This is a genomic window from Plantactinospora sp. KLBMP9567 (assembly GCF_033446045.1).
Classification (GTDB): domain Bacteria; phylum Actinomycetota; class Actinomycetes; order Mycobacteriales; family Micromonosporaceae; genus Plantactinospora.
Genome location: NZ_JAWQRR010000020.1, coordinates 117,630 through 143,854 on the forward strand (window position 1 = coordinate 117,630; position 26,225 = coordinate 143,854).

Annotated in this window: 28 protein-coding genes; 19 read left to right on the top strand and 9 right to left on the bottom strand. The window is 72.2% G+C overall.

Annotated features, from left to right (window positions below):
• Positions 1-133: 133 nt before the first annotated feature.
• Entirely contained in the window at positions 134-583 is a 450-nt protein-coding gene (locus tag R6Y94_RS15530) for an SRPBCC family protein (RefSeq protein WP_318396557.1), read from the bottom strand.
• A gap of 52 nt (positions 584-635) precedes the next feature.
• On the opposite strand from R6Y94_RS15530, the gene R6Y94_RS15535 reads away from it, so the two are divergent.
• From R6Y94_RS15535 to R6Y94_RS15565, 7 genes are all read left to right on the top strand, one after another.
• A complete protein-coding gene (locus R6Y94_RS15535; RefSeq protein ID WP_318396558.1) occupies positions 636-1,229 on the top strand; it encodes a TetR/AcrR family transcriptional regulator in 594 nt (197 codons plus the stop codon).
• 77 nt (positions 1,230-1,306) lie between these two features.
• Positions 1,307-1,486 (top strand): hypothetical protein, encoded by a 180-nt coding sequence (locus R6Y94_RS15540; protein WP_318396559.1) that lies wholly within the window; start codon positions 1,307-1,309, stop codon positions 1,484-1,486.
• Between the two features lie 162 nt (positions 1,487-1,648).
• A complete protein-coding gene (locus R6Y94_RS15545) occupies positions 1,649-2,272 on the top strand; it encodes a class I SAM-dependent methyltransferase (protein ID WP_318396690.1) in 624 nt (207 codons plus the stop codon).
• A gap of 379 nt (positions 2,273-2,651) precedes the next feature.
• Positions 2,652-3,281 (top strand): class I SAM-dependent methyltransferase, encoded by a 630-nt coding sequence (locus R6Y94_RS15550; RefSeq protein ID WP_318396560.1) that lies wholly within the window; start codon positions 2,652-2,654, stop codon positions 3,279-3,281.
• An 860-nt stretch (positions 3,282-4,141) separates the two neighbouring features.
• The gene (locus R6Y94_RS15555; RefSeq protein WP_318396561.1) at positions 4,142-4,831 is read left to right on the top strand and encodes an ABC transporter permease subunit; all 690 of its coding nucleotides are present in this window, start codon (positions 4,142-4,144) and stop codon (positions 4,829-4,831) included.
• A 273-nt stretch (positions 4,832-5,104) separates the two neighbouring features.
• Complete coding sequence (locus R6Y94_RS15560; protein ID WP_318396562.1) at positions 5,105-6,064, top strand: sensor histidine kinase; 960 nt, start codon at positions 5,105-5,107, stop codon at positions 6,062-6,064.
• A gap of 73 nt (positions 6,065-6,137) precedes the next feature.
• Entirely contained in the window at positions 6,138-6,821 is a 684-nt protein-coding gene (locus R6Y94_RS15565) for a response regulator transcription factor (protein WP_318396563.1), read from the top strand.
• Between the two features lie 70 nt (positions 6,822-6,891).
• On the opposite strand, the gene R6Y94_RS15570 is transcribed toward R6Y94_RS15565, so the two are convergent.
• Positions 6,892-7,716 carry a helix-turn-helix transcriptional regulator gene (locus R6Y94_RS15570; protein ID WP_318396564.1) on the bottom strand — a complete coding sequence of 275 codons (825 nt, stop codon included), beginning with the start codon at positions 7,714-7,716 and terminating at the stop codon, positions 6,892-6,894.
• Between the two features lie 519 nt (positions 7,717-8,235).
• On the opposite strand from R6Y94_RS15570, the gene R6Y94_RS15575 reads away from it, so the two are divergent.
• The 8 genes from R6Y94_RS15575 to R6Y94_RS15610 all read left to right on the top strand — a co-directional run bounded on the left by R6Y94_RS15575 (position 8,236) and on the right by R6Y94_RS15610 (position 15,021).
• Positions 8,236-8,487 carry a flavin reductase gene (locus tag R6Y94_RS15575; RefSeq protein WP_318396565.1) on the top strand — a complete coding sequence of 84 codons (252 nt, stop codon included), beginning with the start codon at positions 8,236-8,238 and terminating at the stop codon, positions 8,485-8,487.
• 224 nt (positions 8,488-8,711) lie between these two features.
• A complete protein-coding gene (locus tag R6Y94_RS15580; protein WP_318396566.1) occupies positions 8,712-8,936 on the top strand; it encodes a hypothetical protein in 225 nt (74 codons plus the stop codon).
• Between the two features lie 10 nt (positions 8,937-8,946).
• Positions 8,947-9,993 carry a MoxR family ATPase gene (locus tag R6Y94_RS15585; RefSeq protein WP_318396567.1) on the top strand — a complete coding sequence of 349 codons (1,047 nt, stop codon included), beginning with the start codon at positions 8,947-8,949 and terminating at the stop codon, positions 9,991-9,993.
• Between the two features lie 88 nt (positions 9,994-10,081).
• Positions 10,082-11,107, top strand: coding sequence for a DUF58 domain-containing protein (locus R6Y94_RS15590; protein ID WP_318396568.1), 1,026 nt, complete (start codon positions 10,082-10,084; stop codon positions 11,105-11,107).
• Positions 11,108-11,120: 13 nt separating this feature from the next.
• Complete coding sequence (locus tag R6Y94_RS15595) at positions 11,121-12,080, top strand: VWA domain-containing protein (protein ID WP_318396569.1); 960 nt, start codon at positions 11,121-11,123, stop codon at positions 12,078-12,080.
• Positions 12,081-12,133: 53 nt separating this feature from the next.
• The gene (locus R6Y94_RS15600; RefSeq protein WP_412102770.1) at positions 12,134-13,027 is read left to right on the top strand and encodes a S1C family serine protease; all 894 of its coding nucleotides are present in this window, start codon (positions 12,134-12,136) and stop codon (positions 13,025-13,027) included.
• Between the two features lie 9 nt (positions 13,028-13,036).
• A complete protein-coding gene (locus tag R6Y94_RS15605; protein ID WP_318396571.1) occupies positions 13,037-13,717 on the top strand; it encodes a response regulator transcription factor in 681 nt (226 codons plus the stop codon).
• Between the two features lie 77 nt (positions 13,718-13,794).
• Entirely contained in the window at positions 13,795-15,021 is a 1,227-nt protein-coding gene (locus R6Y94_RS15610; RefSeq protein ID WP_318396572.1) for a HAMP domain-containing sensor histidine kinase, read from the top strand.
• 101 nt (positions 15,022-15,122) lie between these two features.
• Here R6Y94_RS15610 and R6Y94_RS15615 read toward each other — a convergent pair whose 3' ends face one another.
• From R6Y94_RS15615 to R6Y94_RS15630, 4 genes are all read right to left on the bottom strand, one after another.
• Positions 15,123-15,863, bottom strand: a complete 741-nt coding sequence (locus tag R6Y94_RS15615; protein ID WP_318396573.1) for a D-Ala-D-Ala carboxypeptidase family metallohydrolase — start codon at positions 15,861-15,863, stop codon at positions 15,123-15,125.
• 189 nt (positions 15,864-16,052) lie between these two features.
• Positions 16,053-18,149: an MMPL family transporter gene (locus R6Y94_RS15620; RefSeq protein ID WP_318396574.1), complete on the bottom strand. Its 2,097-nt coding sequence runs from the start codon at positions 18,147-18,149 to the stop codon at positions 16,053-16,055.
• A 129-nt stretch (positions 18,150-18,278) separates the two neighbouring features.
• Positions 18,279-19,001: a response regulator transcription factor gene (locus tag R6Y94_RS15625; protein ID WP_318396575.1), complete on the bottom strand. Its 723-nt coding sequence runs from the start codon at positions 18,999-19,001 to the stop codon at positions 18,279-18,281.
• 137 nt (positions 19,002-19,138) lie between these two features.
• A complete protein-coding gene (locus R6Y94_RS15630; RefSeq protein WP_318396576.1) occupies positions 19,139-20,263 on the bottom strand; it encodes a sensor histidine kinase in 1,125 nt (374 codons plus the stop codon).
• Between the two features lie 154 nt (positions 20,264-20,417).
• Between R6Y94_RS15630 and R6Y94_RS15635 the strand changes: the two genes are divergently transcribed.
• From R6Y94_RS15635 to fmdA, 3 genes are all read left to right on the top strand, one after another.
• On the top strand, positions 20,418-20,702 hold the full coding sequence (locus tag R6Y94_RS15635; protein ID WP_318396577.1) for a DUF427 domain-containing protein: 285 nt from the start codon (positions 20,418-20,420) through the stop codon (positions 20,700-20,702).
• Between the two features lie 111 nt (positions 20,703-20,813).
• Positions 20,814-21,095, top strand: a complete 282-nt coding sequence (locus R6Y94_RS15640; protein WP_318396578.1) for a zinc ribbon domain-containing protein — start codon at positions 20,814-20,816, stop codon at positions 21,093-21,095.
• A 19-nt stretch (positions 21,096-21,114) separates the two neighbouring features.
• Positions 21,115-22,368 (top strand): formamidase, encoded by a 1,254-nt coding sequence (gene fmdA, locus R6Y94_RS15645; RefSeq protein ID WP_318396579.1) that lies wholly within the window; start codon positions 21,115-21,117, stop codon positions 22,366-22,368.
• A gap of 21 nt (positions 22,369-22,389) precedes the next feature.
• On the opposite strand, the gene R6Y94_RS15650 is transcribed toward fmdA, so the two are convergent.
• From R6Y94_RS15650 to R6Y94_RS15660, 3 genes are all read right to left on the bottom strand, one after another.
• Positions 22,390-23,349 carry a hypothetical protein gene (locus R6Y94_RS15650; RefSeq protein WP_318396580.1) on the bottom strand — a complete coding sequence of 320 codons (960 nt, stop codon included), beginning with the start codon at positions 23,347-23,349 and terminating at the stop codon, positions 22,390-22,392.
• A gap of 166 nt (positions 23,350-23,515) precedes the next feature.
• Entirely contained in the window at positions 23,516-24,571 is a 1,056-nt protein-coding gene (locus R6Y94_RS15655; protein WP_318396581.1) for an SPFH domain-containing protein, read from the bottom strand.
• 168 nt (positions 24,572-24,739) lie between these two features.
• Positions 24,740-25,441 carry an SDR family oxidoreductase gene (locus R6Y94_RS15660; RefSeq protein ID WP_318396582.1) on the bottom strand — a complete coding sequence of 234 codons (702 nt, stop codon included), beginning with the start codon at positions 25,439-25,441 and terminating at the stop codon, positions 24,740-24,742.
• Positions 25,442-25,533: 92 nt separating this feature from the next.
• Here R6Y94_RS15660 and R6Y94_RS15665 point away from each other — a divergent pair, with 92 nt between their 5' ends.
• The gene (locus R6Y94_RS15665) at positions 25,534-26,112 is read left to right on the top strand and encodes a TetR/AcrR family transcriptional regulator (RefSeq protein ID WP_318396583.1); all 579 of its coding nucleotides are present in this window, start codon (positions 25,534-25,536) and stop codon (positions 26,110-26,112) included.
• Positions 26,113-26,225 lie beyond the last annotated feature (113 nt).

Consider the following 26,225-nt stretch of genomic DNA (forward strand, 5'->3'; position numbering starts at 1 on the left):
GCCGGACCGCTCCCGGCCGGCCGCTACCAGGTCGACGGGGCGGGCGCGAATCAGCCGGGGCGGGTGGCCGTGGCGGCGGCATGCGCGAATCAGCCGGGGCGTCCTGCTGCCAGGTCGACGGGGCGGGCGCGGATCAACTGGGGCGGGCGGCCGTGGCGGCGGCGTGCGCGGCGAGGCCCGCCGCGACCTGGCCGATGAACCGGCCGAGTGCCCGGCGGTAGAGCCAGCCGGTGCCCGGCACCTTGGCGGCGAAGGTGGAGTGCCAGCGGATCGCGGTGCCGCCGCCCTCCGGAGTGAGGTCGACGTCGGCCCGGTAGTCGCGCAGCGGCAGACCGGAGAGGAGTTCGTAGCTGAACCGGCGGTCCGGCACCCGCTCGACCACCCGTTCCCGGCTGGTCATCCGACCGGTCCGGAAGACCCGGATCGCGCCGACCCCCTCCGGCTCGTCCCCGCCGGGACGTTCCAGCGCGAAGGAGCCCAGTGGTGACCAGCCGGGCCAACCAGCTCCGTCGACGAGCAACGCGTAGACCACCGCCGGGCTGGCCGTGGTGTGCACCCGTACGTCGATCTCTTTCCGCACCACGTCGTACCCTCCTCCACCCCATGTACCAAGTGGTACATGTACCGTACGGTACATGCCTGGTGAAGTCCGAGGGGAACTGCTGTCCCGGGTCGTGGACCGGATGGCCGAACAGGGCGTCAGCGCGCTGAGCCTGCGCCGGTTGGCGGCGGACCTCGGCACCAGCCACCGGATGCTGATCTACCACTTCGGATCCAAGGAGGGGCTGCTCGTCGAGGTGGTCCGAGAGATCGAGAGCCGGCAGAGGGCCGCGCTGGCCAGTCTGGACTTCGACCCGGCCGACTCACCGGCCGACGTCATCCGGAGCATGTGGCGCCGGGTCTCCGATCCGGCACTGTGGCCGTACGAACGGCTCTTCTTTGAGCTGTACGGCCAAGCGGTGCAGGACCGTCCGGGCACCGGCACCCTGCTCGAAGGGATCGTGCAGAGCTGGCTGGACCTCAACGTCGAGCTGGCCGCCCGGCGCGGCGTACCGGCCGAGCTGGCTCGCACGCACGCCCGGCTCGGCTTGGCAGTGATCCGGGGACTGCTGCTCGACCTGCTCGCCACCGGCGACCGGGCCGGCACCGACGCGGCGTTGGATGCCTTCGCCGCGGGATACCAGGCGGGACTGCCGGTGCCATCGGCGACGGCGCCTGGTTCGCCGTAACGCTGATCGTCTGATCCGTTTGTTCTCGGTGCCCTTCGAGCGGGCCGGATGCCGGACCAGCCACTGGCGAGGTACCCGTGGAAATCGACGACGACCCGGCGGAACTGGTGGTGCCGGCCGCGTTGCGCGGCACCTGGACAGGCACCGCCTACCACGCGGACAAGAGGACCGACCGGTACGCCCCGAAGATCACGCGCTGTAGCGTGGGATGTCTGGTATGGGAAGAGATTCTGTCTAGATTCGCTGCGAACCTGTGACGTGCTGAAATGCGTCGCTGGGAAGGACATTAAGCTGCGTCCTTCCGCACATATTCGAGATCTTGATAGTTCGTGGTTAGCTGTCGAGGTGTACGGGCACCGGAGCCTGCCTGTTCGTCAGCTCATGCCGTTAGGGAGGCGATGTGTAATGAGTTGTCCGAGGTGAACCCAACCGAGCGGGTACGCAACTTCTACCAGCAGTACGCGCCGCGCTACGACCACGAGACCGGCTACTACGACCGGTTCCTGCTGGGCGACGGCCGGACCTGGGTGTGCTCTCAGGCCCGTGGCGCGGTGTTGGAGGTAGCCGTCGGCACGGGCCGGAACCTGGGGTTCTACCCGCGCGGGATCCGGCATGTCGGGGTCGACCTCACTCCCGCCATGCTCGCTATCGCCCACGACCGAGCTCACGACCTCGGCATAGACGTGGATCTGCTGGTAGGTGACGCACAGGCGCTGCCATTCGTCGACGCGAGCTTCGACACCGCCGTGTGCACCCTGGCGCTGAACGCCATCCCCGACCACCGGGCGGCGATCGCCGAGATGTACCGGATTCTGCGGCCGGGTGGCAGGTTGCTGTTGCTGGGCCACGTTGCCAGCCACCATCGCGTCGTGCGGGCAGTGCAGCGGCTCCTGGAGAAGAAGTCGGTACCGATCGCTGGGGATTATCAGACCCGCCAGCCGCTGCCAATCCTCGTCGCCGTCGGGTTCACGGTCGAACGGCAGGCGCGGTCGAAGGCGGGCATCATTCAACGCATCGCCGCGGTCAAACCGGCCAAGCGGTAGCCGGGATCGAAACAATCAAGCTGCATCTACCAATGTCGGAACCTGCTGGTTTCCGCTGCCTGGTAAGCATGCCGGAGATGGCCACCTACGACCGCAGCGCAGCCAGGATCGACTGCGACGCGTACGGCTACCAGGCATGCCTGGTACCAGCGGTCGGCGCTGCTGACCGACTGCGCCGATTGCGCGCGTCAGTCCGACCGCGGCGATCGAGTCGATCATCGCATGGCTCGACGCCGGGCAACCCGACCCCGACCTGGCTGCCGACCGGATACGGCAGGTCATCGCCGGAGTCATCACCGCCGCAGCCGCCGACAACACCTTCGACTGCCGCCCACTCACCACCTAACCAGCGCCCACCACTCACTGGCTGGAGGACACCATGACCTCTCCACCCGACCAGACCGCCAAGGTCCGACGCGTGTGGGAGAAGGCCGCGTCGACCTACGACAAGCAGATCGCCTTCTTCGAGAAGATCCAGTTCGGCGGCGGACGGGAATGGCTCGGCGCTCGCGCACGCGGTCGGATCCTCGAAGTGGCGATCGGTACCGGCCTCAATCTGCCGCACTACCCGGCCGATGCGACCGTGACGGGGATCGAGTTGAGCCCTGCGATGCTCGCGATCGCCCGGCAACGGGCCGCCGACCTCGGACGTGCTGTCAACCTTCGGGAAGGCGACGCGCAACAGCTGCCCTTCGACAACGAGTTGTTCGATACGGCAATCTGCGCGCTGTCGCTGTGTACGATCCCCGACCCCGCTGCGGCCCTCGGCGAGATGAAGCGCGTCCTCGTGCCCGGCGGAAGGCTGTTGCTACTCGACCACGTCGGCAGCACCTGGGCACCGTTCTACGCCGCCCAGTGGCTACTGGAGCGCCTCACCATCCGTGCCGCCGGAGAGCACTTCACCCGCCGCCAGCTACCACTGGTGAAAGCCGCCGGATTCGACATCATCGAGACGGAGCGTCTTAAGGCGGGCAGCGTCGAGCGTATCCACGCGATCAAACCCTCATGAACCACCGCCAGACCCCCTCAGCTGTCTGACCCCAAAGAAGAGTCGAGGCCGGAAGCTGGAAAGGAACCCGTCGAAGGCCACGACCCCGTCCCGAGCGGTAGGTAAGTGCGCCCGCAGGCACCAGATGGTCACCTATCTGTCCAACGGCGGCCACTGGCCTCGCGGACATCGGCCGGTCCACCCGGCGGGGCAAGCGCGGCGCCCCACAGCCGATCCGAAGAGCGGTAGTCGCGTCGAGGACGATGATGTAACTCCGGAACAGCCTGGCTGTTCCCCGGCAAGCTCGCAAGAGAGTCCATCTCCTACACCACCATCTACCGCGACTACGCACCTCGGGCTCGCCACGAGGGACTGCCCGGTCACCCGGCTGCACCGGGCGGTCGCCAATCGGTACGTCGCCGGCCCGGCCGCCGCGCTCGCCGATGTCGACACCCTCGCCGAGGTCCTGGGCGGCTACCACCCGTTCCACGCCACCCGTGCCGAACTCCTCCGCGACCTGCACCGCCTCGACGAAGCTCGTGCCGCCGATGAGAAGGCGCTCGCCTTGACCGCCGACCCGGCCGAACAATCTCTGCTACGCCAGCGCCTGAACTGGACTTACGCGGGCCAGGTCTCATAAGACATTGACAGTCTGGAGAACGACGGGATCCAATCGAAGGACCTCGAACTCGAGCTGGAAAGGACCGGCGGCACCGCACGAGGGCTCGGCGGGCCCTCCTGTGCGGTGCACACCGAGGTACATCTGCGGATGCTGCCGGACGGGAAGGCCGCCCACACCTACGGCACCCACCTCGGCGTCGATTTCACGGCCACGCTCTCCAAGACGTAGGAGGCTAGGGGCGCACGAAGGTGATGTCGGGGTGCCGGGGCGACGGGTTCCACAGCAGCGGCTGCGGCTGCCCGCGCAGGTGCTGGTCGAAGAAGGCGGTGAGGTAAGCCTGAGGGCGTCGTTCGACCCGGTCGGGTCGGGATTCAACGGTCTCCGGCTCAGCATGATCGCCTTGGTCGTCTTCGGTGTGCTGCTGACCAGCGGCGAGTACGCCACCGGGACGATCAGCTCCTCGCTGGCGGCGGTGCCCCGGCGCGGTGTGTTCTACACCGCGAAGGTCATCACCGGGACGTTGATCGCGTTCGTCGTCGCCGCCGTCGTCACCCTGGCCACGTTCTTCACCGCGCAGGCGGCCATCGGCGGTCCGCACAACGCGGCCGTCACCGACGACGGCGTACCCCGGGCGATCATCGGTGCCGTCCTCTACCTGACGTTGGCGTGCGCGTTCTCGATGGGGCTGGCGACCATGCTGCGCAGCTCAGCCCTGACGCTGGGTATCCTGGTGCCGATCTTCTTCATGGGTTCGGAGATCCTGAACAACCTGCCGAAGGTGCGTACCGTGGCCCAGTTCCTGCCCGACGCGGCCGGCAGCATCATCCTGCGCCGGGAACCGCCCGACGACACCGTCCTCGGCCCGTGGACCGGGATCGGCGTGCTGCTGCTGTGGACGCTCGCGGCCGTACTGGGCGGCTATCTGAGCATGCGGCGCCGGGACCTGTGAACTCGGTCGCCCGGCCGGGTCACCGACGACTGGTCGCGCTGGACTGCCTCGGCGCGGCGGGTTACGTCGGGGTGCTCCTGCTGCTGCGGCACACCCAGGGGTCCGCACCGGCGGAACTGCCCGGCTGGGCGGCCGACGCGCTCACCGCCGCGATCGGGCTGCCGCTGGCCGTACGACGGCTGTGGCCGTTGCCGGTGCTGGCCGTGGTCCTGAGCGCGTCGGTGCTGGCGCTGCCGCTCGGGGTGCTGACGGACCCCGTTCCTCGGCACGGCGGTGGCGCTCTACACCGTCGCGGTCGCCGCAACGGGGCGGCGGTGGGCGCTGGCCGCCGCCCTGACGGCGCTCGGGATCGCCGGAACGGTACCGTCACGCCCGGCCGGCGGCGTGCACGCGTACTGGTGGCAGGAGGGGCCGGGCCTGATCATCATCGGTTGGCTGCTCGTCGGCGGCTCGTGGCTGCTGGGCAGCGCCGTCCAGCAGCAGCGGACCACCGCGGCACGGGCGGCCGAGCAGTTGGCCCGGTCGGCGGTGACCACGGAACGGTTGCGGATCGCCCGGGAGTTGCACGACATCGTCGCGCACAGCGTCGGCATCATCGCGGTCAAGGCCGCGGTCGCCAACCACGTGGTCCGGACCCGACCTGCCGAGGTGGCCGACGCGCTGCGGGTCATCGAGGAGACCAGTCGGAACGCCCTCGTCGAGATGCGGCAGACGCTCGGGGTGCTGCGCTCGGAGGCGTACCACGACGGGTCGACGACGCAACAGCCGGCGGACGGGGCAGCGCCGGACCTGGCACCGGCGCCGGGGCCGACGGGACTCTCCGCGCTTGCCGAGCGGGCGGCGGCCTCCGGGGTACGGGTGGAGTTGACGATCGACGGTGTGGAGCAGGTCTCCGAGGCGATGGGGTTGACGATCTACCGGATCGTGCAGGAGTCGTTGACGAACGCCGCCAGGCATGCGGCGCCGACCCGGTGCCGGGTGGCGGTCGAGGCGGTCGGAGCCGAGGTACGGATCCAGGTCACCGACGACGGGTGCGATGGCGGTACGCGTGAGGCCGGTGGGCAGACCGATGCCGGGCTCACCGATGCCGGGCACGGTCTGACCGGTATGCGGGAGCGGGTCCTGATGTACGGCGGGCACTTCGCCGCCGGACCACGGCCGGAGGGTGGTTATCGGGTCACCGCCCGTGATCCCCTTTCGTCGGGTCGGCGATCGGTCCAGGGACGGCCATGAGTGAGCGCAGCGAGCGAATCAGCCAGCCCCGTCCCAGGACTCGTGCCGCCGACGAGCGAACCGAGGAGAGGGCATGGGTGCTGCCGTCCGGGTGCTGGTTGCCGACGATCAGGCACTGCTGAGGGGCAGCTTCCGGGTCCTGATCGAGGACGAGCCGGGCTTCGTGGTGGTCGGCGACGCGAACACCGGTCACCGGGCGGTGGAGCTTGCCCGGTTGACCGCTCCCGACGTCGTACTGATGGACGTCCGGATGCCCGAGCTGGACGGAATCGAAGCCACCCGAAGAATCTGCGGTTCGCCGGAGACGGCGAAGGTCCGGGTGTTGATGCTCACCATGTTCGATCTCGACTCGTACGTCTACGCCGCGTTGCGGGCCGGGGCGAGCGGCTTTCTGCTCAAGGACACCCCGCCGAGTGACCTGTTGTCAGCCATCCGGGTGGTCGCCGCCGGTGATGGTCTGCTGGCTCCGTCGGTCACCCGGCGGCTGATCGCGGAGTTCGCCCGCAGCCACGAGCCGGTCGGCCCGTTCGGTGGGCGGATGGCGGACGTCACCGGACGGGAACGGGAGGTCCTCGTCCTCGTCGCCCGGGGGCTCTCCAACGCCGAGATCGCGCAGCGGCTGCGGGTCAGCCTCGCCACCGTGAAGACCCATGTCAGCCACCTGCTGACCAAACTCGACGCCCGCGACCGTACCCAACTGGTGATCGCCGCGTACGAGTCGGGACTGGTCTCCCGACGGACAGGGTCGACAAGTTGATCTCACACTACCTTGCTGATCGAGCTGCCCGAGCCGTCGCATCGGGTGCTCTTGATCCACACAGCGCCGGTCACATCCACTTCTCTGCCACCTCCTTTATCAACTCGGCGGACTGCTGCCACGGAAGGGCCTCGCTCCGAACGGCCTCCCATGCCCGCTGTAGTACCGCCAGGTCCTCCGGGTCTTCGATCACCTGCCAACTCAACTGGTTGTCGAGGTAGCCAGTCTCGGTCCGGTCCCGCGCTGTGGCGATCGCGAATGGTCCGTTCAGCCCCGGATACGCGCCGGCCGACATCGGAACGACGTGTAGCCGCACATGCGGCAGGGCGCATGCGGCGAGCAGCGCGTCCAACTGTTCACGCGTGACAGCCGGCCCACCGACAGGGCGGTGTAACAGCTCCTCGTCGAGTACCGCCGTGAGATCCACCGGATTGTCCCGAGTCAGCAGCGCCTTGCGGGCGAGGCGCATGGCGAGCCGGCGCTCCGCCTCCTCAAGGTTGGTCAAGCCCGCCTCGGTCAGCACCGCTCGGGCGTAGGCCTCGGTCTGCAACAGGCCGGGCACGACCAGAGCCTGGAACGACCGCAGCGACACCGCCCCCTCCTCGACGGTCCACCAATCAACGAACCACGACGACGAGCCGAGGCGGGTGGCGAGGCGGTTGAGTGCACCGCCGGTCTGTAGGGCACCGTCTACGGCAACCCAGAAACCGGGCGGTGGTTTGCGACGGCCACTCTCGATCATTCCGATGGTGGAGGCGGCCCACGGAATATGCCGGGCCAGATCCTCCTGCGTCATTCCGCGCGCGTCCCGGGTCAGTCGCAGCTCGTCGAGCAGACAACGAATTCGATCATCCATAATCACACCGTCCTCACAGGTCCGACCGGCGCGCCACACACCGAACACGATGTGCCGTGACCAGACACAATGCGGCGCGATGCCTTCCGAGGATAGGGCCCGTCGGGCCACTGTGGAAGGGAAGCGCCCTCGCTCGAAACCAATTCCGGGAAGGTGACTGAAGGCCGGGCGGGGGCTGCCGCGGGGGTGGTGCCGGAAGGGAACAGGGGATCCTGGCACCGCCCCCGCTTCCATTTCCGAGAAGGGAGGCGACAATGATTCCGGTAGGTCGAACAAAGCCGCGCCATCGCCGAGACTGGCGGCGGCTCTGGCGGTACTGCCGATGTGGGTTTCGCTGGCGCTGCCCGGACTCCGTCGCACTCGTCCCGAGGCCGTATCCGCCGCCACCGCCGCCGCGCGTCCGTGCCGCGAACAGCCGGTTCCCGTTCCGGACCTCGCCGACCGGCTCGCCCGAGATCGGCCGCGTGGGTGCGACCCCGGCCCAGACCCGCCGGGCGGACCGGGGCGGCCGGGCGGGACGCCGGCTGCGATGAGCCGGTACGAGTCCGGCGGCACACCGTGACCCGGCCGATCTTCGCCCGCCGCCGCCCGCACACCCACACCCGCCCGCTCTTCCTCTGCCGCGCCTGTGGGGCGAAATGGCCCTGTCAGCCGGCCCGGCTCGTCCTGCTGCACATGTACCGGGACGACCGGCAAGGACTGCGGCTACATCTCGCCCGCACGATGCTGACCGCCCTGGCCGACCAGCCGGACAGCGACGCCCTCACGCTGGCCGTGCATTTCCTCGGCTGGCTACCCCCGAAGAACTGACGCCTCATCACCCGACCGGCCCCCCCGGGTCGCCGCCTTCCCCCATGGCGGCCCGGGGCGGGCCCGTCCCACTCGTCGTCGGGCGCCCGCCGAGGGCGAACCGACCTTCGGCTCCTTTTCGGTCCTGCCTGATGTCATGGCTCCCATCGGGCGCCCGGTTCTCCACTCTCCCCTGATCCGGGCGCCCGCCCTGAGCACCAACTTCGACGGAAGGAACAGGAACCATGCGGATCAAGCGGATCGCCGGGCTTACCCTCGCCGGTGCCGCGGCCGTCACGGCCGTCGGCATCGCCACGGCGGCGTACGCGAACGAACCGTCCGGCTCGGAGAAGACCGTACGGATTGTAACCGAGAACAACGGCAATGTCTTCGGCACCTCGACCGACGTGGCCGAGGACTGCCCCGAGAAGAACGGCGGCGCGGCCACGCCCGCCGAAGCCGGCCTGTGAGGTACCGCCGATGAGCATCACCGCTGCCGGGCCGGAGGCGGCACGCGTCCTGCCGGAGGCGCCGCACATCGCGCTCGAACAGGCGATGTTCGAGGTCAAGCGGGTGATCGTCGGGCAGGACAGGTTGGTGGAGCGGCTCTTCACCGCGTTGCTGGCCGACGGGCACTGCCTGCTGGAGGGCGTACCAGGGGTGGCGAAGACACTCGCCGCGCAGACCCTGGCCGTCGCGGTGGGCGGGAACTTCTCCCGGATCCAGTTCACTCCGGACCTGGTGCCGTCGGACATCGTCGGTACCCGGATCTACCGGGCCTCCTCGGAGAGCTTCGACGTGGAACTGGGTCCGGTGATGGCGAACCTGGTACTGGCCGACGAGATCAACCGGGCGCCGGCCAAGGTGCAGTCGGCGCTGCTGGAGGCGATGGCCGAACGACAGGTCTCGATCGGCGGCCGGAGTTACCCGGTGCCGGAGCCGTTCCTGGTGCTGGCGACCCAGAACCCGATCGAGTCGGAGGGGGTCTACCAGCTACCGGAGGCGCAACGCGACCGGTTCCTGCTGAAGATCCTCGTCGACTATCCCACCGACGACGAGGAGCTGGGCATCCTCTACCGGATGGGCACCACCCGGCCGGAGCCGCGCACCGTGCTGGACCCGGCTCGGCTGCGCGCCCTCCAGGAGCAGGCGCGTGGGGTGTTCGTGCACCACGCCATCGCCGAGTACGTGGTGCGGCTGGTGGTGGCCACCCGGCACCCGGACCGGTTCGGCGCGGGCGACCTCTCGGCCCGGCTGGCGTACGGGGCGAGTCCCCGGGCCACCCTCGGGCTGGTCGCGGGCGCCCGGGCACTGGCCCTGCTGCGGGGCCGGGAGTACGTGCTGCCGGCCGACGTGACCGAGCTGGCGGTCGACGTACTGGCGCACCGGCTGGTGCTGTCCTTCGACGCGGTCGCCGACGGGATCTCGGCGGAGTCCGTGGTACGCCGGCTGGTCGCCGCGGTACCGCCACCGCAGATCGCCCCGCAGCAGGCGGAGCAGCCGCATCAGGCGGAGCGGGCGGCGTGAGTCGCAGCCGACCGGGCGGGTGTGGCGGGCGACGGTGGTCCCGCCGCCCGCCCCGCCGGACGGACCGAAGGAACAGGAGACGCGCGCGATGAACGAGGGATACGCCACGGTGCACCAGCTCGCGCCGCACCGCCGGCTGCGCCGGCTGGAACTGGCGATCACCCGGCGGCTCGACGGGCTGCTGCACGGGCAGCACCTGGGCCTGCTGCCGGGGGCCGGAAGCGAGCTGACCGGCAGCCGGGAGTACCGGCCCGGCGAGGACGAGGTGCGCCGGATGGACTGGGCGGTGACCGCGCGTACCGGGGTGCCGCACGTCCGGGAGGTGGACGCCGACCGGGAACTGACCACCTGGCTGCTGGTCGACTCCACCCCGAGCATGGACTTCGGCACCGCCGAGCTGGAGAAGCGGGAGTTGGCGGTAGCCGCCACGGCGGCGATCGGCTACCTGACGGCCAACTTCGGCAACCGGCTCGGCGGGCACCTGCTCGGCGCGGACGGGATCCGGCGCTTTCCGGCGCGTACCGGTCGGGAGCACCTGCTCGGCCTGCTGCACACGCTGCTTGCCGCGCCGCGTGGCCCGGCCGGGTCCCGACCACCGGCGCTCGCGGAGGCGCTGGCCGGGCTGCACCGCGCGGCGCCGCGCCGGGGGCTGGTGGTGGTCGTCTCCGACTGGCTCGACGGGCTGCCGGACGGTGTGCCGGGTCGAGACCCGGCCGAGGAGCGGCCCGGGTGGGAGACGCAGCGGCCGGAGTGGGAGGCCGAGCTGCGCCGGCTCGCCGTCCGGCACCAGGTGCTGGCCGTCGAGGTGACCGACCCGCGCGAGCTGGAGTTGCCGGACGTCGGGCTGATCACGTTGGTCGACCCGGAGAGCGGGCGGCGCCGCGAGGTCTCCACCGGCAGCCGGCGGCTGCGCGAGCGGTACGCCGAGGCGGCGCGTCAGCAGCGCGCACTGGTCCGGGCGGCACTGCGCCGGGCCGGTGCGGCACACCTGGCACTGCGTACCGACCGGGACTGGGTGACCGACATCGTCCGGCACGTGTACGCGCAGCGCCGCCTCGCGGCGGCGGCCCGTACGCCCGGCCCGGCCGGCGGTCCGAGCGGCGGCGCGGCGTGAAGGAGGAGGAACGATGACGCTGGAGAGTCCGGGCCGGCTGTGGCTGCTGGCCGGGGTGGTGGCGCTGGCCGTGGCGTACCTGGTGATGCAGCGCCGCCGCAGCCGGTACGCCGTCCGCTTCACCAACCTGCGCCTGCTGGACCGGGTGGCGCCGAGCCGGCCCGGCTGGCGACGGCACGTGCCGGCGAGCCTCTTCCTGGCCATGCTGGGGCTGCTGGTGGTCGGCTTCGCCCGCCCCACCGACGAGGTACGGGTGCCGCGCGAGCGGGCCACCGTGGTGATCGCGGTGGACGTGTCGCTGTCGATGCTCGCCGAGGACGTACCGCCGGACCGGCTCAGCTCGGCCAAGGCGGCGGCCCGGGAGTTCGTCGACGGGCTGCCCGAGGAGTTCAACGTCGGGCTGGTCGCCTTCGCCGGCAACGCGTCGGTCTTCGTCGCGCCGGGTACCGACCGGCAGATGCTGGACGCCGGCATCGACCGGCTGGCCGAGGGCGGCACCGGGCAGCAGGGCACGGCGATCGGGGACGCGATCGCCACCGCGCTGGAGACGATCGCCACCCTGGACGGGCAGGCCGCCGAGGATCCGCCGCCGGCCCGGGTGGTGGTGCTCTCCGACGGCGCCAACACCTCCGGCAGCGATCCGGAGGATGCGGCGGCCGAGGCGGCGAGTGCCGGGGTGCCGGTGGACGCCATCGCGTTCGGCACCTCGGACGGGGTGATCGAGCAGGGCAACCGGCCGATGACCGTACCGGTGGACGGCGAGACGCTGCGGATGGTCGCCGAGCGGACCGGTGGCGGCTACCACGAGGCGGGCAGCAGCGACGAACTGCGGGCCGTGTACGCCGACATCGGCAGCTCGGTCGGCTACACCCTGGAGCGGCAGGACGTCTCCGCCCGGTTCATCGGGATCGGCCTGATCCTGGCGCTGCTCGCCGCCGCCGCGTCGATGTTCTGGTTCGCCCGGATCCCCTGACCGGGCAGTATTTCCACAGTGGAGGGAGTGGCGGAGAGATGGAGCACGCAGAGATGACGGCGGCGCCACCGGGACTGGGCCGCCCCCGGGGACCGGGCTTCGTCTCCCCGGCGCTGGACGCCTGGCCGGGGCCGGTCGCCCCGGTCGGCGTACCCGAGCGGGAGCCGGCGGCCGGCGCGGCGCGGTGGCGGCGGATGTTGCTGGCCGGGCTCGCCGTGGTGGCGCTCTCGGCGGCCTCCGGCGCGCTGGCCGGCGGATACGTGGCGGCGGACGAGCCGCCACCGGCGGCGGAGCTGGCCGGTCCCCCGCCGGCCACTCCGTTGTCGCCGGCGCCCGCGCCGAGCGGCGGAGCGGTGCCGAACGACCTGGTCGGGGCCGCCGCCACCGCGCTGCCGGGGGTGCTGTCGGTGCGGGCCGGCCGGGCCGGCGGCTCCGGCTTCGCCGTCGACGAGGGGCACGTCATCACCAACAGCCACGTGGTGGCCGGCGCCACCACGGTGAGCGTGGTCGGCCAGGACGGCCGGCGGCTGGCGGCCGAGGTGGTCGGCCGGGACCCGGGCAGCGACATCGCGGTACTGCGGGTCAGCTCGGCCGGGGCGCTGCGGCCGCTGCGGCTCGCCGCCGCCGACGTCCGGGTCGGCGAACCGGTGCTCGCGGTCGGCTCCCCGCTGGGGCTCTCCGGCACCGTCACCGCCGGCATCGTCAGTGCGCTGGACCGGCAGGTGCGGCTCGGCAACAGCGGTGCCCGGCAGAGCGCGATCCAGACCGACGCCTCGATCAACCCCGGCAACTCCGGCGGACCGCTGGTGAACGCCCGGGGCGAGGTGGTCGGGGTGAACACCGCGATCGCCACCCTGGACGGCAGCGGCAACATCGGCATCGGCTTCGCCATCCCGATCGACCGGGCCCAGCGGGCGGCCGAGCGGATCATCAGGAACGGCGGATAGCGTCGGATCATGCGGTTACTGGTGGTAGAGGACGAGGAGGACCTGGCCGACGCGGTGCGGCTCGGCCTGGTCCGCGCGGGGTACGCGGTGGACGTCGCCGCCGACGTGGCCGGAGCGTACGAGCGGTTGGCGGTCAACGCGTACGACCTGATGCTGCTCGACCTGAACCTGCCCGACGGCGACGGGTTCGCGGTCTGCCACGCGATCCGCCGGGGCGAGGTACCCGTCGAGGGCGGCAGCGACCTGCGGGTACTGATGCTCACCGCCCGGGGCGCGCTGCACGACCGGGTACGCGGGCTGGACGAGGGCGCCGACGACTACCTGGTGAAGCCGTTCGCCCTGGCCGAACTGCTGGCCCGGGTACGCGCGCTGCTGCGCCGGGACTCCGGCGGCGGGTCGGCGGTGTTGCGGGTCGGTCCGCTCCATCTCGACGTGGCCCGGCAGGAGGCGAGCCGGGACGGCACCCGGCTGCACCTGACCCGCAAGGAGTTCGGGGTGCTGGAATACCTGATGACCCGCCCCGGTCACGTGGTCTCGGCGGAGGAGCTGCTGGAGCACGTCTGGGACGCCAACGCCGACCCGTTCACCCAGACCGTCCGGGTCACCGTCGGCACGCTGCGCCGCAAGCTCGGCGGCGAGGCGATCGAGACCGTCGTCGGGCGCGGCTACCGGCTGCGGGAGACGGCGTGATGTCCGAGCCGGAGGTCCTGGTTGCGGGAGACGGCGTGACGTCCGGCCCGGGGACACCGGCTGCGGGAGGTGGCGTGATGTCCGCGCCGGGCCGGCGATTGCGCCGCTGGCTGCCGTTCGTGCAGTCGATCCGGTTCCGGCTCACGGTGCTCTATTCCACGCTGCTCTTCGCGCTGGCCGGGGCCGGGCTCGCCGTCACCTACCTGGCGGTGGAATACAGCACCAACCCGAAGCCGATCACCAACCAGTACGAGGCGGACGTGGTGAAGCACGGCCGGACGGTCGGGACGCTGACCGTGGCCGAGGTGGACGAGATCGAGTCGGAGGTCAACTTCCGCACCCTGGAGACGTTGCGCAACTACTCGCTGATCGCGCTGGCCGGGCTCTTCGTAGCCAGCCTCGGCATCGGCTGGGTGCTCTCCGGGCGGGCGCTGCGGCCGGTGGGCGCGATCGCGCGTACCGCCCGGGAGATCCAGGCCACCGACCTGTCCCGGCGGATCCGGCTGGCCGGCGCCCGGGACGAGCTGCGCGAACTCGGCGACACCATCGACTCGATGCTGGACCGGCTGGAGGAGGCGTTCCGGACCCAGCGCCAGCTCATCGACGACGCCTCGCACGAACTGCGCAGCCCGCTGGCGATCATCCGGGCCAACCTGGACGCCTCGCTGCTCGACGCACCGGACGCCACCGACGCGGAGCGGGTCCGGGCGGTCGCGGTCATCGACCGGGCCACCAATCGGATGTCCCGGCTGGTCGAGGACCTGCTCGCCACGGCACGCCGCCGGGCGGACGCGCTCGCCGACACCGACGTACTGCTCGGCGAGATCGCCCGGGAGGCGGGCGAGGAGTTTGCCGCGGTCGCCGCCGCCCGTCAGGTTTTCGTCCGGTACGACGTCATGCCGGATCTGCTGCTGATCGGCGACCACGACGCGCTGCGCCGGGCGGTCGGCAACCTGCTCTCCAACGCGGTACGGCTCTCCCCGGCCGGCGGTACGGTCACGGTGGCGGCGGGGCGGATCGGCGGCTGGCTCTGGGTCGGCGTCGCGGACGAGGGACCGGGGATCGCCACCGCCGACCAGTCCCGGGTGTTCGACCGGTTCTGGCGCGGGCGGGCCGATCCGGCGGCCGGGTCCGAGCGGCGTACCGGGCTGGGGTTGGCGATCGTCCGGCAGATCACCGAGTCGCACGGCGGGCAGGTGGCGCTCTTCTCCTCGGTCGGCCGGGGCAGCACCTTCGTACTGTGGCTGCCGGCGGCGGACCGCACCGACGACGCCGAGCCGCCGTCGTCGGATCCGCTGACCTGATTCCCCTGAGGCGGGGGCGGGGCCCTTCCGGGTCGGAAGGGCCCCGCTGTCAACGCTGGGCCGGCACTGCCCGTCGCGCGGACGGGCGTCCGGCGGCGCGGTCAGGAGACGCCGCAGGAACTCGCCGACCAGGTACGGATCGGATCGTGCGCCACGTGGGTGTGGTCGCTGTGTCCGGGGTAGCCGGGGCCGAGAATCTCCCGCCAGCCGTGGTTGCGGGCCTGCTGGGCGAGCCGGCACAGGCTGTGCGGCGAGACGCCGAGATCGACCGCGTCACCGTAGAGGTGCCGGCTGCTGGGCGACCCGCCGACGGCGTTGTTGCAGGCGTGGCTGCGGAACGCGCTGGTGACCCGGATCCGCTGGTCGCCGAGGGCGTGCCGCATGGCCTGGAGTTTCCACATGTTGACCAGGGCGTTGAATCGGGCGGTCGCGGCCGGGACCGCGCCGCCGGACCAGTCCGAGTTGCAGTTGTTCAACTCGGCGTAGGTGAAGTTGACCGGGGTGCAGTCGTTGTCCTGGAGCGCGTAGATCCGGCTGAACGTCTGCTGGCCGGCGATGCCGTCCGCGCCGAGCCCGTACGCCTGCTGGAAGCGGACCACCGCGGCCCGGGTGGCCGGCCCGAAGACGCCGTCGAGGGCGAGTACCGAATTGTAGCCGGGGTAGCCGGCGACCCGGATCTGCAACTGCCGTACGTCCTCACCGGACATTCCCTCGGAGAGGGTCCGGCCCCAGGTGTAGCAGCCGTCGGCCTGTGCGGGGGCGGCGGTCGTCACGGTGGTGACGAGAGTGGCCGCGGCCGCCATGGTGAGCGCCGCGAGGATTCTGACGGTACGTCTGAACAAGGGGTCCTCCATACCGAGCGGGGGTTGAATATCGACGAGGATGGCTGCTTGTCGATCACAAGTCAATATCTTCCGGTGACCTTTTGCGATACGGCGGTTTCCTTCACGCGTCGGAGGCACCCCGTTCACCGCCCCGCCGCCACCGGACCCTGGTGACGGCGGGGCGGTGCCGGACCGGAGCCCGGGCGGCTACCGGAGCAGGGCCGGCGCGGGTTCCGGCGGTGCCGGCTCGGCCTCCCGCACCTCGATCCGGGCGTGCAGCCGGCGCAACGGCCCCGGAGCCGACCAGTTGTACCGGCCGAGCAGGGTCATGGTGGCCGGCACCAGCAGCATCCGGACCACGGTGGCGTCCAGGGCGATCGCCAGCACCAGGCCCAGCCCGATCGCCTTGATCGGGGCGAAGCCGCCGACCAGGAACCCGGCGAAGACCACCACCAGCAGCAGCGCCGCCGAGGTGACGATCGCACCGGTCCGCTGCAACCCCTCGGCCACCGCCCGCTGCGGATCGGCACCGGCAAGCCAGCGCTCCCGGATCCGGGACAGCAGGAACACCTCGTAGTCCACCGAGAGCCCGAAGGCGATCGCGCCGACCAGCACCGGCACGGTGAGGTGGGTCGAATCGAGCCGTACCGTGCCGAACAGGCCGGCCAGGTGGCCCTGCTGGAAGACCCAGACCACCACCCCGAGCGCGGCACCGAGGCTGAGCACGTTGGTCAGGACGGCCTTGACCGGCAGCAGTACCGAGCCGGTGAGCGCGAAGAGCAGCGCCAGGGTGGCGAGTACGACCACCAGGACCGCCCAGGGCAGCCGGTCGGCGAGCATCTGCCGGTAGTCCACCAGCCGGGCGGCGTCGCCGGTGACCACCACCTCGAACGGCGCGGGCAGCGCCCGGATCGCGGCGACCGCCTCCCGGGCCGCCGGCTCCGCCGACGGTGCGGCGGGCGCCGCGCGCAGCACGGTCAGCCCCGGACCCGCCGGCGTCGCCTCGACCCGGTTGACTCCGGGTACCGCGGCGACCCGGTCCTGCCACCGGGCCAGTTCCGGATCGCTGGACGGCGCCGAGGCCAGCACCACGATGTCGCTCGGGGCGGTACGGTCCGGGAAGTGCGTGCCGAACGCGTCCCACATCTGCCGGGTCTGGGTGCTGGTCGGCAGCAGTCGGGGGTCCCCGGTGGACAGCCGCAGATCCAGCACCGGCACGGCGAGCGTGCCCATCACCCCGACCGTGGCGACCAGGGTCAGCACCGGCCGGCGCTGGACCAGCCCGGCCACCCGGGCGAACACCCCGGCCTTGGTACGCGGCTTCGCCGCCGGGATCCGCCGGCCCACCAGCACCAGCAGCGCGGGTAGCAGGGTGAGCGCCGCCAGCATGTCCACCGCGACCACGGCGGCACCGGCCAGCCCCATCGAGCGGAGGAACGGGTCCGGGAAGACCAGCAGGCCGGTGAGCGCCACCGCCACGGTCAGCCCGGCGAACAGCACGGTACGGCCGGCGGTGGCCACCGTCCGGGCGACCGCGGTCGGCACGTCCGGCGCGGTGACCCGCTCCTCGCGGAACCGGCTCACCATCAGCAGCGCGTAGTCGACCGCGAGCCCGACCGCGAGCATCGTGGTGACCTGCACGGCGTAGACCGAGACGTCGGAGACGAGGCTGAAGGCGTAGAGCAGGCCGAAGCTCCCGCCGATGCCGACCACGGCCACCAGCAGTGGCAGCCCGGCCGCGACCAGGCCACCGAAGATCAGCAGCAGCAGTACGAGCACCACCGGCATGCTCAGGGCCTCCGCCCGGGCCACGTCCCGCTGGGCCTGCGAGTTGAACTCCTGGTCGGTGATGGGTCCACCGCCGACCACCACCGACGGCGCCTCGATCCGGTGCAGCCGGGCCGCCGCCGCCTCGGCCGCCTCGGTCTCGTCGTCCCCGGGAGCCAGGGTGACCGAGATCAGCAGTGCCTGCCCGGTTGTCGTCGACGGGATCGGGTCGGAGACCGCGGCGATGCCCGGCATGGTGCGTACCTCGGCGATCGCGGCGGCGGCGCTGGCTCGGACGGCCGGATCGGTGCCGGGTCTGCCGGTGACGACGGCGGTGATCCGGACCGGCTCGGGCGGGGCGTCGGCCAACCGCTGCTGGGCGACGTCGGACTCGCTGCCCGGCACGCCGCCGACGTCGGAGACCAGGCGGTCGAACACTCCCACTCCCACCCCGAACCCGCCGACCAGGACGGCCAGCCAGAGCAGGAGTACGGCGACGGGCCGCCGGATGGCGTACCCGGTGATCAGACGTGACATGGCGCTCTCCAATATGGACCTCCCGCCTCCGGGAGCTGCCATGATGGTGGTCCGGGAGGCGGTCGCGCCGGATCGCCGTACGGAGTGGATCTCCGGTCCGCCGCGCGGGTGGGGTCGCCGCCGGGCGGCTCACTCCACGGAGCGAGCGGCCGCCGGACCGGCCTCCCCCGGTACACCGAGATCGCCGGGCAGCACCAGACCCGACTCGTACGCCAGCACCACCGCCTGCACCCGGTCCCGCAGCCCCAGCTTGGCCAGCAGGTTGCTGACGTGCGTCTTCACGGTGTGCTCGCTGACGAAGAGCGCGGCGGCGATCTCGGCGTTGGAGAGTCCCCGGGCGACCTGGCGCAGCGTCTCCGTCTCCCGGGCGGTCAGCACCGCCAGCCGGTCCGGGGCGGGATCGGGCCGGGCCGGACGGCCCCGGGACACCACGTCGGCGATCAGCCGCCGGGTCACCGTCGGCGCCAGCAGTGCCTCACCGGCGGCCACCACCCGGACGGCGTTGACCAGCTCCTCCCGGCGCATGTCCTTGAGCAGGAAGCCGCTCGCCCCGGCCCGCAGCGCGTCGTAGACGTACTCGTCGAGGTCGAAGGTGGTCAGCACCAGTACCCGGGCCGACGTCTCGGCGCAGATCCGGGCGGTCGCCGCGATACCGTCCATGTTGGGCATCCGGATGTCCATCAGCACCACGTCCGGGCCGAGTTCGCGGGTCCGGCGCAGCGCCTCGGCACCGTCGGCGGCCTCGCCGACCACCGTGATGTCCGGCTGGGCGGCCAGGATCATGCCGAAGCCGTCCCGCACCAGTGCCTGGTCGTCGGCGATGAGCACCCGCAGTGTGGATCCCTCGGACATCGGCCCTCCCCCGTGCTGACCGGCCCGCCGGCACCGCACCGACGCGGGCCGTCCGTCGTATCGCCACCGTCACCACGGCCGGTCCGTCGGTCCGGCGGTGGCCGGTCGGCCGGCAGTGCTCCGGTGGCGGTGCGTGCCTACCGTAGCGGCAGCGTCGCCGCGACGCGGAACCCCGTGCCGTCCGGCCCCGGTCCGGTGCTGAGGGTGCCGCCGACCGCCGAGACCCGCTCCCGCATGCCGACCAGCCCGAGCCCGCCCGGCCGGCCGTCGCCGGACGGCCCGCGACCGTCGTCGCTCACCTCCAGCCGGAGCGCGGCGTCGGCCCAGTCCATCCGGACCAGGACCGCGCCGGCCCGGGCGTGCCGCAGCGTGTTGGTCAGCGACTCCTGCACGATCCGGTACGCCGTCACGCCCAGGTCCGCCGGCACCGGTCGCCGCTGCCCGTACTCCTCCAGGGTGGCGAGCAGGCCGGCCCGCCGGGCGCTCTCGACCAGCGGCCGTACCGCATCCAGGTCCGGCACCGGCGCCCGGGCGGGCCCGTCCGAGCGGAGCACCCCGAGCGCCCGGCGGAGTTGCACCAGCGCCTCCCGGGCGGTGTCGGAAATGGTGTCGAAGACCTCCTCGGCCTTGCCCGGATCCGACCGGACCACCACCGGCCCGGCCTCGGCCTGCACCACCACCAGGCTCATCGAGTGCGCCAGGATGTCGTGCACCTCCCGGGCGATCCGCTCCCGCTCCCGGGCGGCGGCGGCGTCCTGCTCCTCGGTCAGCCGGTGGGCCCGCTCCTCCAGCATCGAGATCCGGTCCCGGCGTGCCCGGGCACTGGTGCCCATCGCGTACGCGACCAGGAACGCGATCGCGGTCGGACCGAACGAGAGCACCTCGTCCTTCGGCACCACCGAGATGGCCACCCCGACGAGGGTGCCGACGACCAGGACGACCCGGTGCACCGGCGGGCAGATCGAAGCGAACGTGTAGGTGGCGACCAACTGTGCGGTCGGCACGTTGCCGAGCGCGCCCGCCAGGGCCAGCCAGGTGGTGCCGACCCCGGTCACGGCGGTGACCCAGAACGGATAGCGTCGACGCCAGACCAGCGGGGTCGCGTTCAACCCGGCGAGCAGGAACACCCACCACTCGGTGCGCTGGTGGGTGAACGCGTTGATGATGATGATCAGATAGCAGGCGATCGCCACCAGCGCGTCCACCACCAGCGGCGGCCTGGACCGTCCCCACTCGGTCAGCCGGTCCCAGCACGCGCGCATCGCCCCAGTATCCGGGCACGGTCCGCCGAGCACCTCCCTCCCCGGAGCGAGTTCCGGCCACCCGCGGACCACCCGCTGTGAGCTGCGGCACCGGCACCGTCCCGGCCCGGTGCACCGCCGGGCCGGCCCCGGGCGGCCGGCATAGTCTGGGGACATGCCGAAAGCCATCTGGAACGACCTGGTCATCGCGGAGAGCGCGGACACCGTCGTGGTCGAGGGCAACCACTACTTCCCGCGTACGGCCCTCCGCGACGACCTGGTGCGGGAGTCCGACACGCACACCGTCTGCCCCTGGAAGGGCACCGCGTCGTACTACACGCTGGAGCACGAGGGCCGGCGCAGTGTCGACGCCGTCTGGTACTACCCCGAGCCGAAGCCGGACGCCGAGATGGTCCGGGACCGGGTCGCCTTCTGGAAGGACGTCGAGGTCGTCGACTGATCCCCGCCGTCCCGGCCGCACCCCCGTCCGTGGTGCCGGACACCGGCACCGAAAGGCGCTACTTGCGGCAATAGCCTGCGAAGTCGCCGCACCGGGCCCGATCCTGAAGCCGTGGCGACGTACGAGTACCGGTGTCCCCGGGACGGGATCTTCCCGGCCCGGTTTCCGATCGGGCAGGCCCCCGCGGCGATCCGCTGTGTGACCTGCGCGGCGGAGGCCGTCCGGGTCTTCTCGGCGCCGTCGCTGCGCGCCATGCCGCGGCCGCTGGTCGCGGCCCTCGACCGGGCCGGCCGCAGCGCCGAAGCGCCGGAGGTGGTGACCCGGGTTCCCGGCCGACGCGGCGCGGTGGCCCGGCCGGTCCATCCCGGGCACGCCCGTCTGCCACGACCCTGACGGGTGAAGGGAAGCCGCGATGCCCGAGCTGTTGTTTCCGCTGGACTCGACGAAGAAGTTCACCGAGCAGGAGTTGCTCGGCCACAACCGGTGGCATCCGGAGATCCCGCCGGTCGTCACCGTCCGGCCCGGCCAGTCGTTCCGGGTGCACTGCCGGGAGTGGTTCGACGGCGCGATCCACAACGACGACTCGGCCGACGACGTCCGGGACGCGCCGCTGCCGATCGTGCACGCGCTCAGCGGCCCGTTCTCGGTCAGCGGCGCGGAGCCCGGCGACCTGCTGGTGGTCGACATCCTCGACGTGGGGCCGATCCCGCAGGAGGACTCGGGTCCGCTCGCCGGGCAGGGCTGGGGCTACACCGGCATCTTCCCGAAGCAGAACGGCGGCGGCTTCCTGACCGACTACTTCCCGGACGCGTACAAGGCGATCTGGGATTTCAGCGGGCAGCAGGCCACCTCCCGGCACGTTCCCGGGGTGACCTTCACCGGGATGATCCACCCCGGGCTGATGGGCACCGCGCCGTCGGCGGCGCTGCTGGCGAAGTGGAACGAGCGGGAGGGGGCGCTGCGGGCCACCGACCCGGACCGGGTACCGCCGCTGTCGCTGCCGCCGCTGCCGGACGGTGCGATCCTCGGCTCGCTGACCGGCGGCGACTTCGACCGGGTCGCGGCGGAGGCGGCCCGGACCGCGCCGCCCCGGGAGAACGGCGGCAACCAGGACATCAAGAACATGACCAAGGGGACTCGGATCTTCTATCCGGTCTACGTCCCCGGCGCCAATCTCTCGGTGGGAGACCTGCACTTCTCCCAGGGCGACGGTGAGATCACCTTCTGCGGCGCGATCGAGATGGGCGGCTTCGTCGACCTGCACGTGGACGTGATCAAGGGCGGGATGACCACGTACGGGGTATCGGAGAACGCGATCTTCCTGCCCGGGATCGTGGCTCCGCAGTACAGCCAGTGGCTGGCCTTCTCCGGCATCTCGGTGACCATGGACGGGGAGCAGCGCTACCTCGACGCACAGCTCGCGTTCCAGCGGGCCTGCCTGCACGCGATCGACTACCTGACCCGGTTCGGCTACAGCCCCGAGCAGGCGTACCTGATCCTCGGCGCCGCCCCGATCGAGGGGCGCTTCTCCGCAGTGGTGGACATCCCGAACTCCTGCGCGACGGTCTACCTGCCGACCGCGATCTTCGACGTCGACGTACGTCCCTCGGCTGCCGGGCCGACCCGGGTCAGCCCGGGCCAGGGCGCCCCGAAGTCGACCTTCTGACTCCGCCGGGGACGCGCGCTGTCAGCGACGGCGACGGCGACGTTGCGTCGGGTGCCGCGAGGAGTCGGTCGGCACGGACGCCGGCTCGACCAGGCGCAGCCGCCGGGTGGCCCGGCCGACGGTCAGCCGCTGCCCCCAGGCCATCGTCAGGTGGTCGGTCTCCAGCCCGTCGGCGAAGACCACCAGGCGCTCCCGTTCCGCGACGATCTCCAGTGTCTCGTCGGGGCCGAGTCGCCCGGCGGTCAGCGACGCGCCGGTCGCCGGGGACGGCCACGCCTCCCGGACGAACCAGCACAGTGCCGGTTCGTCCGGCGCCGGCAGCGGCGGTGCGGCGGTGCGTTCCCGGGCGATCGAGGCGCACCAGCCGGTGGCGCCGGTCCCGGTGCCGACCACCAGCCCGGAGGAGGACTGCCGTTCCCGTCGGCCGTCGGCCGTGGAGAGCAGGTACCGCGCGGACTGGTGGCCCGGGTGCCCCGCGTAGACCTCGTTGAGCCCGATCAGCTCCTGGCCGTCGTCGAGCGCGGCCCGGACCATGGTCCGCTCGCGGACCGGAGCCCGCCCGGCGACCACAGCGGGCAGCAGCCGGCTGACCGCCTCGGGCCCGAACCGGACGAGTACGCCGGCGTTCTGCCCCGGCTCCGGATCCACCCCGATCACCGGCTGCCCGTCGAGGTACTTGGCGACGTTGGCGACCAGCCCGTCCTGGCCGACCGCCACCACGATGTCCTCGGCCGCGAACGGGAACCGGGTCAGGTCGTCCCGATCCACCTGGCCGCGCCGCCAGTCCGCCGGGATGGCCGCCCCGACGGTGGTCAGCGCCGCCTGGAGCGCCTCGTGCCGGGTCACCACCTCGGACAGGTCGCGCCCGCGCCGGCGCAGGTAGTAGCCGGCGGCCGCCCGGGTGCCGTGGTGGGCCAGCAGCTCGTCCAGTTCGCTGCGCCGGCTCACCACGACGACCCTCGGCGCGAGGGTGGCGCTCACCCGGCCCACCCCACCGCTCTCGGCGCACGACTGTCCGGCCTCGACGCACTGTCCGGCCCTGGGCGGCGGCGGCCCGGCGTCGACGCACGGCTGCCCGTCCTCGATCGGCAGCCGTCCAGCGCCGACGGGCGGCTGCCCGGCCTCATCGTGGCCGGAGCGGTGCCGGTCACCGGGACAGCCGGCCCAGCAGGCCGGTCAGCACGTCGGGGGTGACGGTGAGCTGGCCGATCTCGGGAAGGTGCCCGGCCACCTCGCGGAGTGCGAGCGCGTGCAGCACCTCCAGTGGCAGGTCCCGGTACGCCGCCAGCCGGGCCGCCTCCGCCTCGGCCTCGGCGAGCCCGACCACGCGTACCCCGTCGGCCTTGGCCCCGGCGAGGATGCGCTGCTTCTCCGCCTCGGCGGCGGCCAGCACCCGGGCCCGCTCGGCGGCCGCCGCGTTCGCCACCTTCTCCCGCTCGGCCTTGCCGTGGGCGACCGCGAGTTCGGCGGCGGCCTCCAGCTCGACCTTGCGCCGCGAGTTGGCGCCGTGCTGCTCCACCAGTTGCTGCTCCCGGCGGGCCAGCTCGATCTTGTTCTGCAACTCGTTCTCGGCGATCGCCCGCTCCTGCTCGACCGCCTGCGCCCGCCGGGCGTAGGTGGCCCGGTCGGCCTCGACCTGCACCGTCTCCCGGGTCGGCGTCTGGAGCGCCCGCTCCATCTCCGGTTCGGGCCGCACCGCCACCACCCGGGCGCTGACCACCGAGACACCGACGTCGGTCAGCCGGGCCTCGTCGCGCAGTGCTGCCGTGACCGCCTCGCGGATCGCGGCGATGTCGGTGAGCGCCCCGGCCAGCGGCACCCGGGCCAGCAGGTCGAGCGCCGGCTGCTGGGCCAGCTCGGCCAGCAGCGTGGCGACCTGGTCGAGCGGGCGGGCCCGGGCGACGCCCTTGTGCGGGTCGACCGAGAAGTCCAGCCGGCTCGCCGCCAGCGCCGGGTCGCCGATCCGGTACGTCACCGTCGCCTGCACGGTGACGTCGGCGAAGTCGCTGGTCCGGGCGTGGAACAGCAGCGGCAGCTCGCGGTCGTCGACCGGCACCTCGCTCAGTACGCCGACCAGCGGCCGGTACCAGAAGGACTGTCCGACTCCCTCGTGCCGCACCCGACCCCGCACGGAGTGCCGGACCCACGTGGTCGGCGCCCCGCGCAGGTGTCGCAGGAACAGCCGCCTGGTCACGTCGGCCATGACGCGCCACCTCCCCTGTTTTCGTCGCCACGACGATAAAGGGGAGATCTATTTCGCGTCAAGTCGCCGATAAATAGGCGTCACTGCGACCCGCCGACCTGGCACAACGGTTCGGCGGAGGCCGCGGAGGCGTTGCCGCAGGACGTGACCGGGACGGCCGGGACCGGCTCAGGCGCCGGCGAGTTGCGGATAGAGCGCGGTCAGGTCGGCCGAGAGTCCGGCCTTCACCCGCCGGGTGACGTCGTCGGCGAGCACCTCGAAGGCGCCGGCCTCGACGCCGTCGAGCGCCTGCCGGGCCACGTCGTCCGGTGCGACCTTCGGCGCGTCGACGTGCGCGGCCATGTCCGTGTCGACGTACCCGACATGCACCCCGGTCACCCCGACCCCCCTGCCGAGCAGTTCCAGCCGCAGCGAGTTGCTCATCGACCAGAGCGCCGCCTTGGAGGCGGCGTACGAGCCGGACATCGCCACCCAGGAGAGCACCGAGTGGATATTGAGGATGTGACCGCCACCGGCGGCGACCAGGGCCGGCACGAAGGCCCGGGTCACGGCGAGCGGACCGAAGAAGTTCGTCTCGAACTCGCGCCGGACGTCCTGCACCGGCGAGTCGAGGAAGTTCGCGGCGACCAGGCCGGCCGCGTTGTTCACCAGGATGGTGACGTCGGACGCCTGCCGGGCGGCCTCGGTGACGGACTCGGGATCGGTCACCTCCAGGGCCAGCGGGACGACGTCCGGGTTGGTGACCGTACGGGGATCCCGGGCGGTGGCGTAGACCTTGCGGGCGCCCCGGGCCAGGGCCTCGGCGGCGATGGCCCGGCCGAGCCCCCGGTTGCCACCGGTGACGAGGACGACGGCGTCTTTGACCTGCATGGTGAGACCTCCGAGGAGTAGAAAACCGATCGGTTTCCACCACCGTAAACCGATCGGTTTCCAGTCGCAAGTCACCGGAGTACGCTGCGAACATGACCTCGACCACCAACCAGGCGACGCCCCGGGACCGGCTGCTGCGGGCGGCGGCGGAACTGTTCCACCGGGAGGGCATCGCGACCACCGGGGTGGAGCGGCTCTGCCAGGTCGCCGGGGTCTCCAAGCGGACCATGTACCAGCTCTTCGAGACCAAGGACGCCCTGGTGGCGGAGAGCCTTGCCGCGTGCGGCCCGGCGGTCGTCGCGGCACACCTGCCGGACGAGACCTCCGGACTCGGCCCCCGCGACCGGATCCTCGCCGTCTTCGCCTACCTGGACGAGCTGTCCGGATCACCGGAGTTCCGGGGCTGCCCGTTCCTGAACACGGCGGTCGAACTCCGGGACCCCCAGCACCCGGCCAGCGTGGTCGCCCGGGACTACAAGCAGCGGCTGACCGACTTCTTCGCCGGCCAGGCCCGGCTCGCCGGTGCCCGCGACCCGGAGACGCTGGCCAGGCAGCTCACCATCGTCTACGACGGGTCGGCCAGCCGGGCCGTGACCCAGGGCGCCGGACTGGACGGGCTGGCCGCGCTCACCGCCTCGGCCCTGCTCGACGCCCACCTCGGCCACTCCTGAGCCGCCACCCGCCCGCGCCACCATCTCCCCGCCCGCACGCCTCCAGCTCCCCAGCGGCGGCGACCGGGGCCCGCCGCCCGCGCGCGCGCTCCGGCCCGTACCCGCAGACGTGC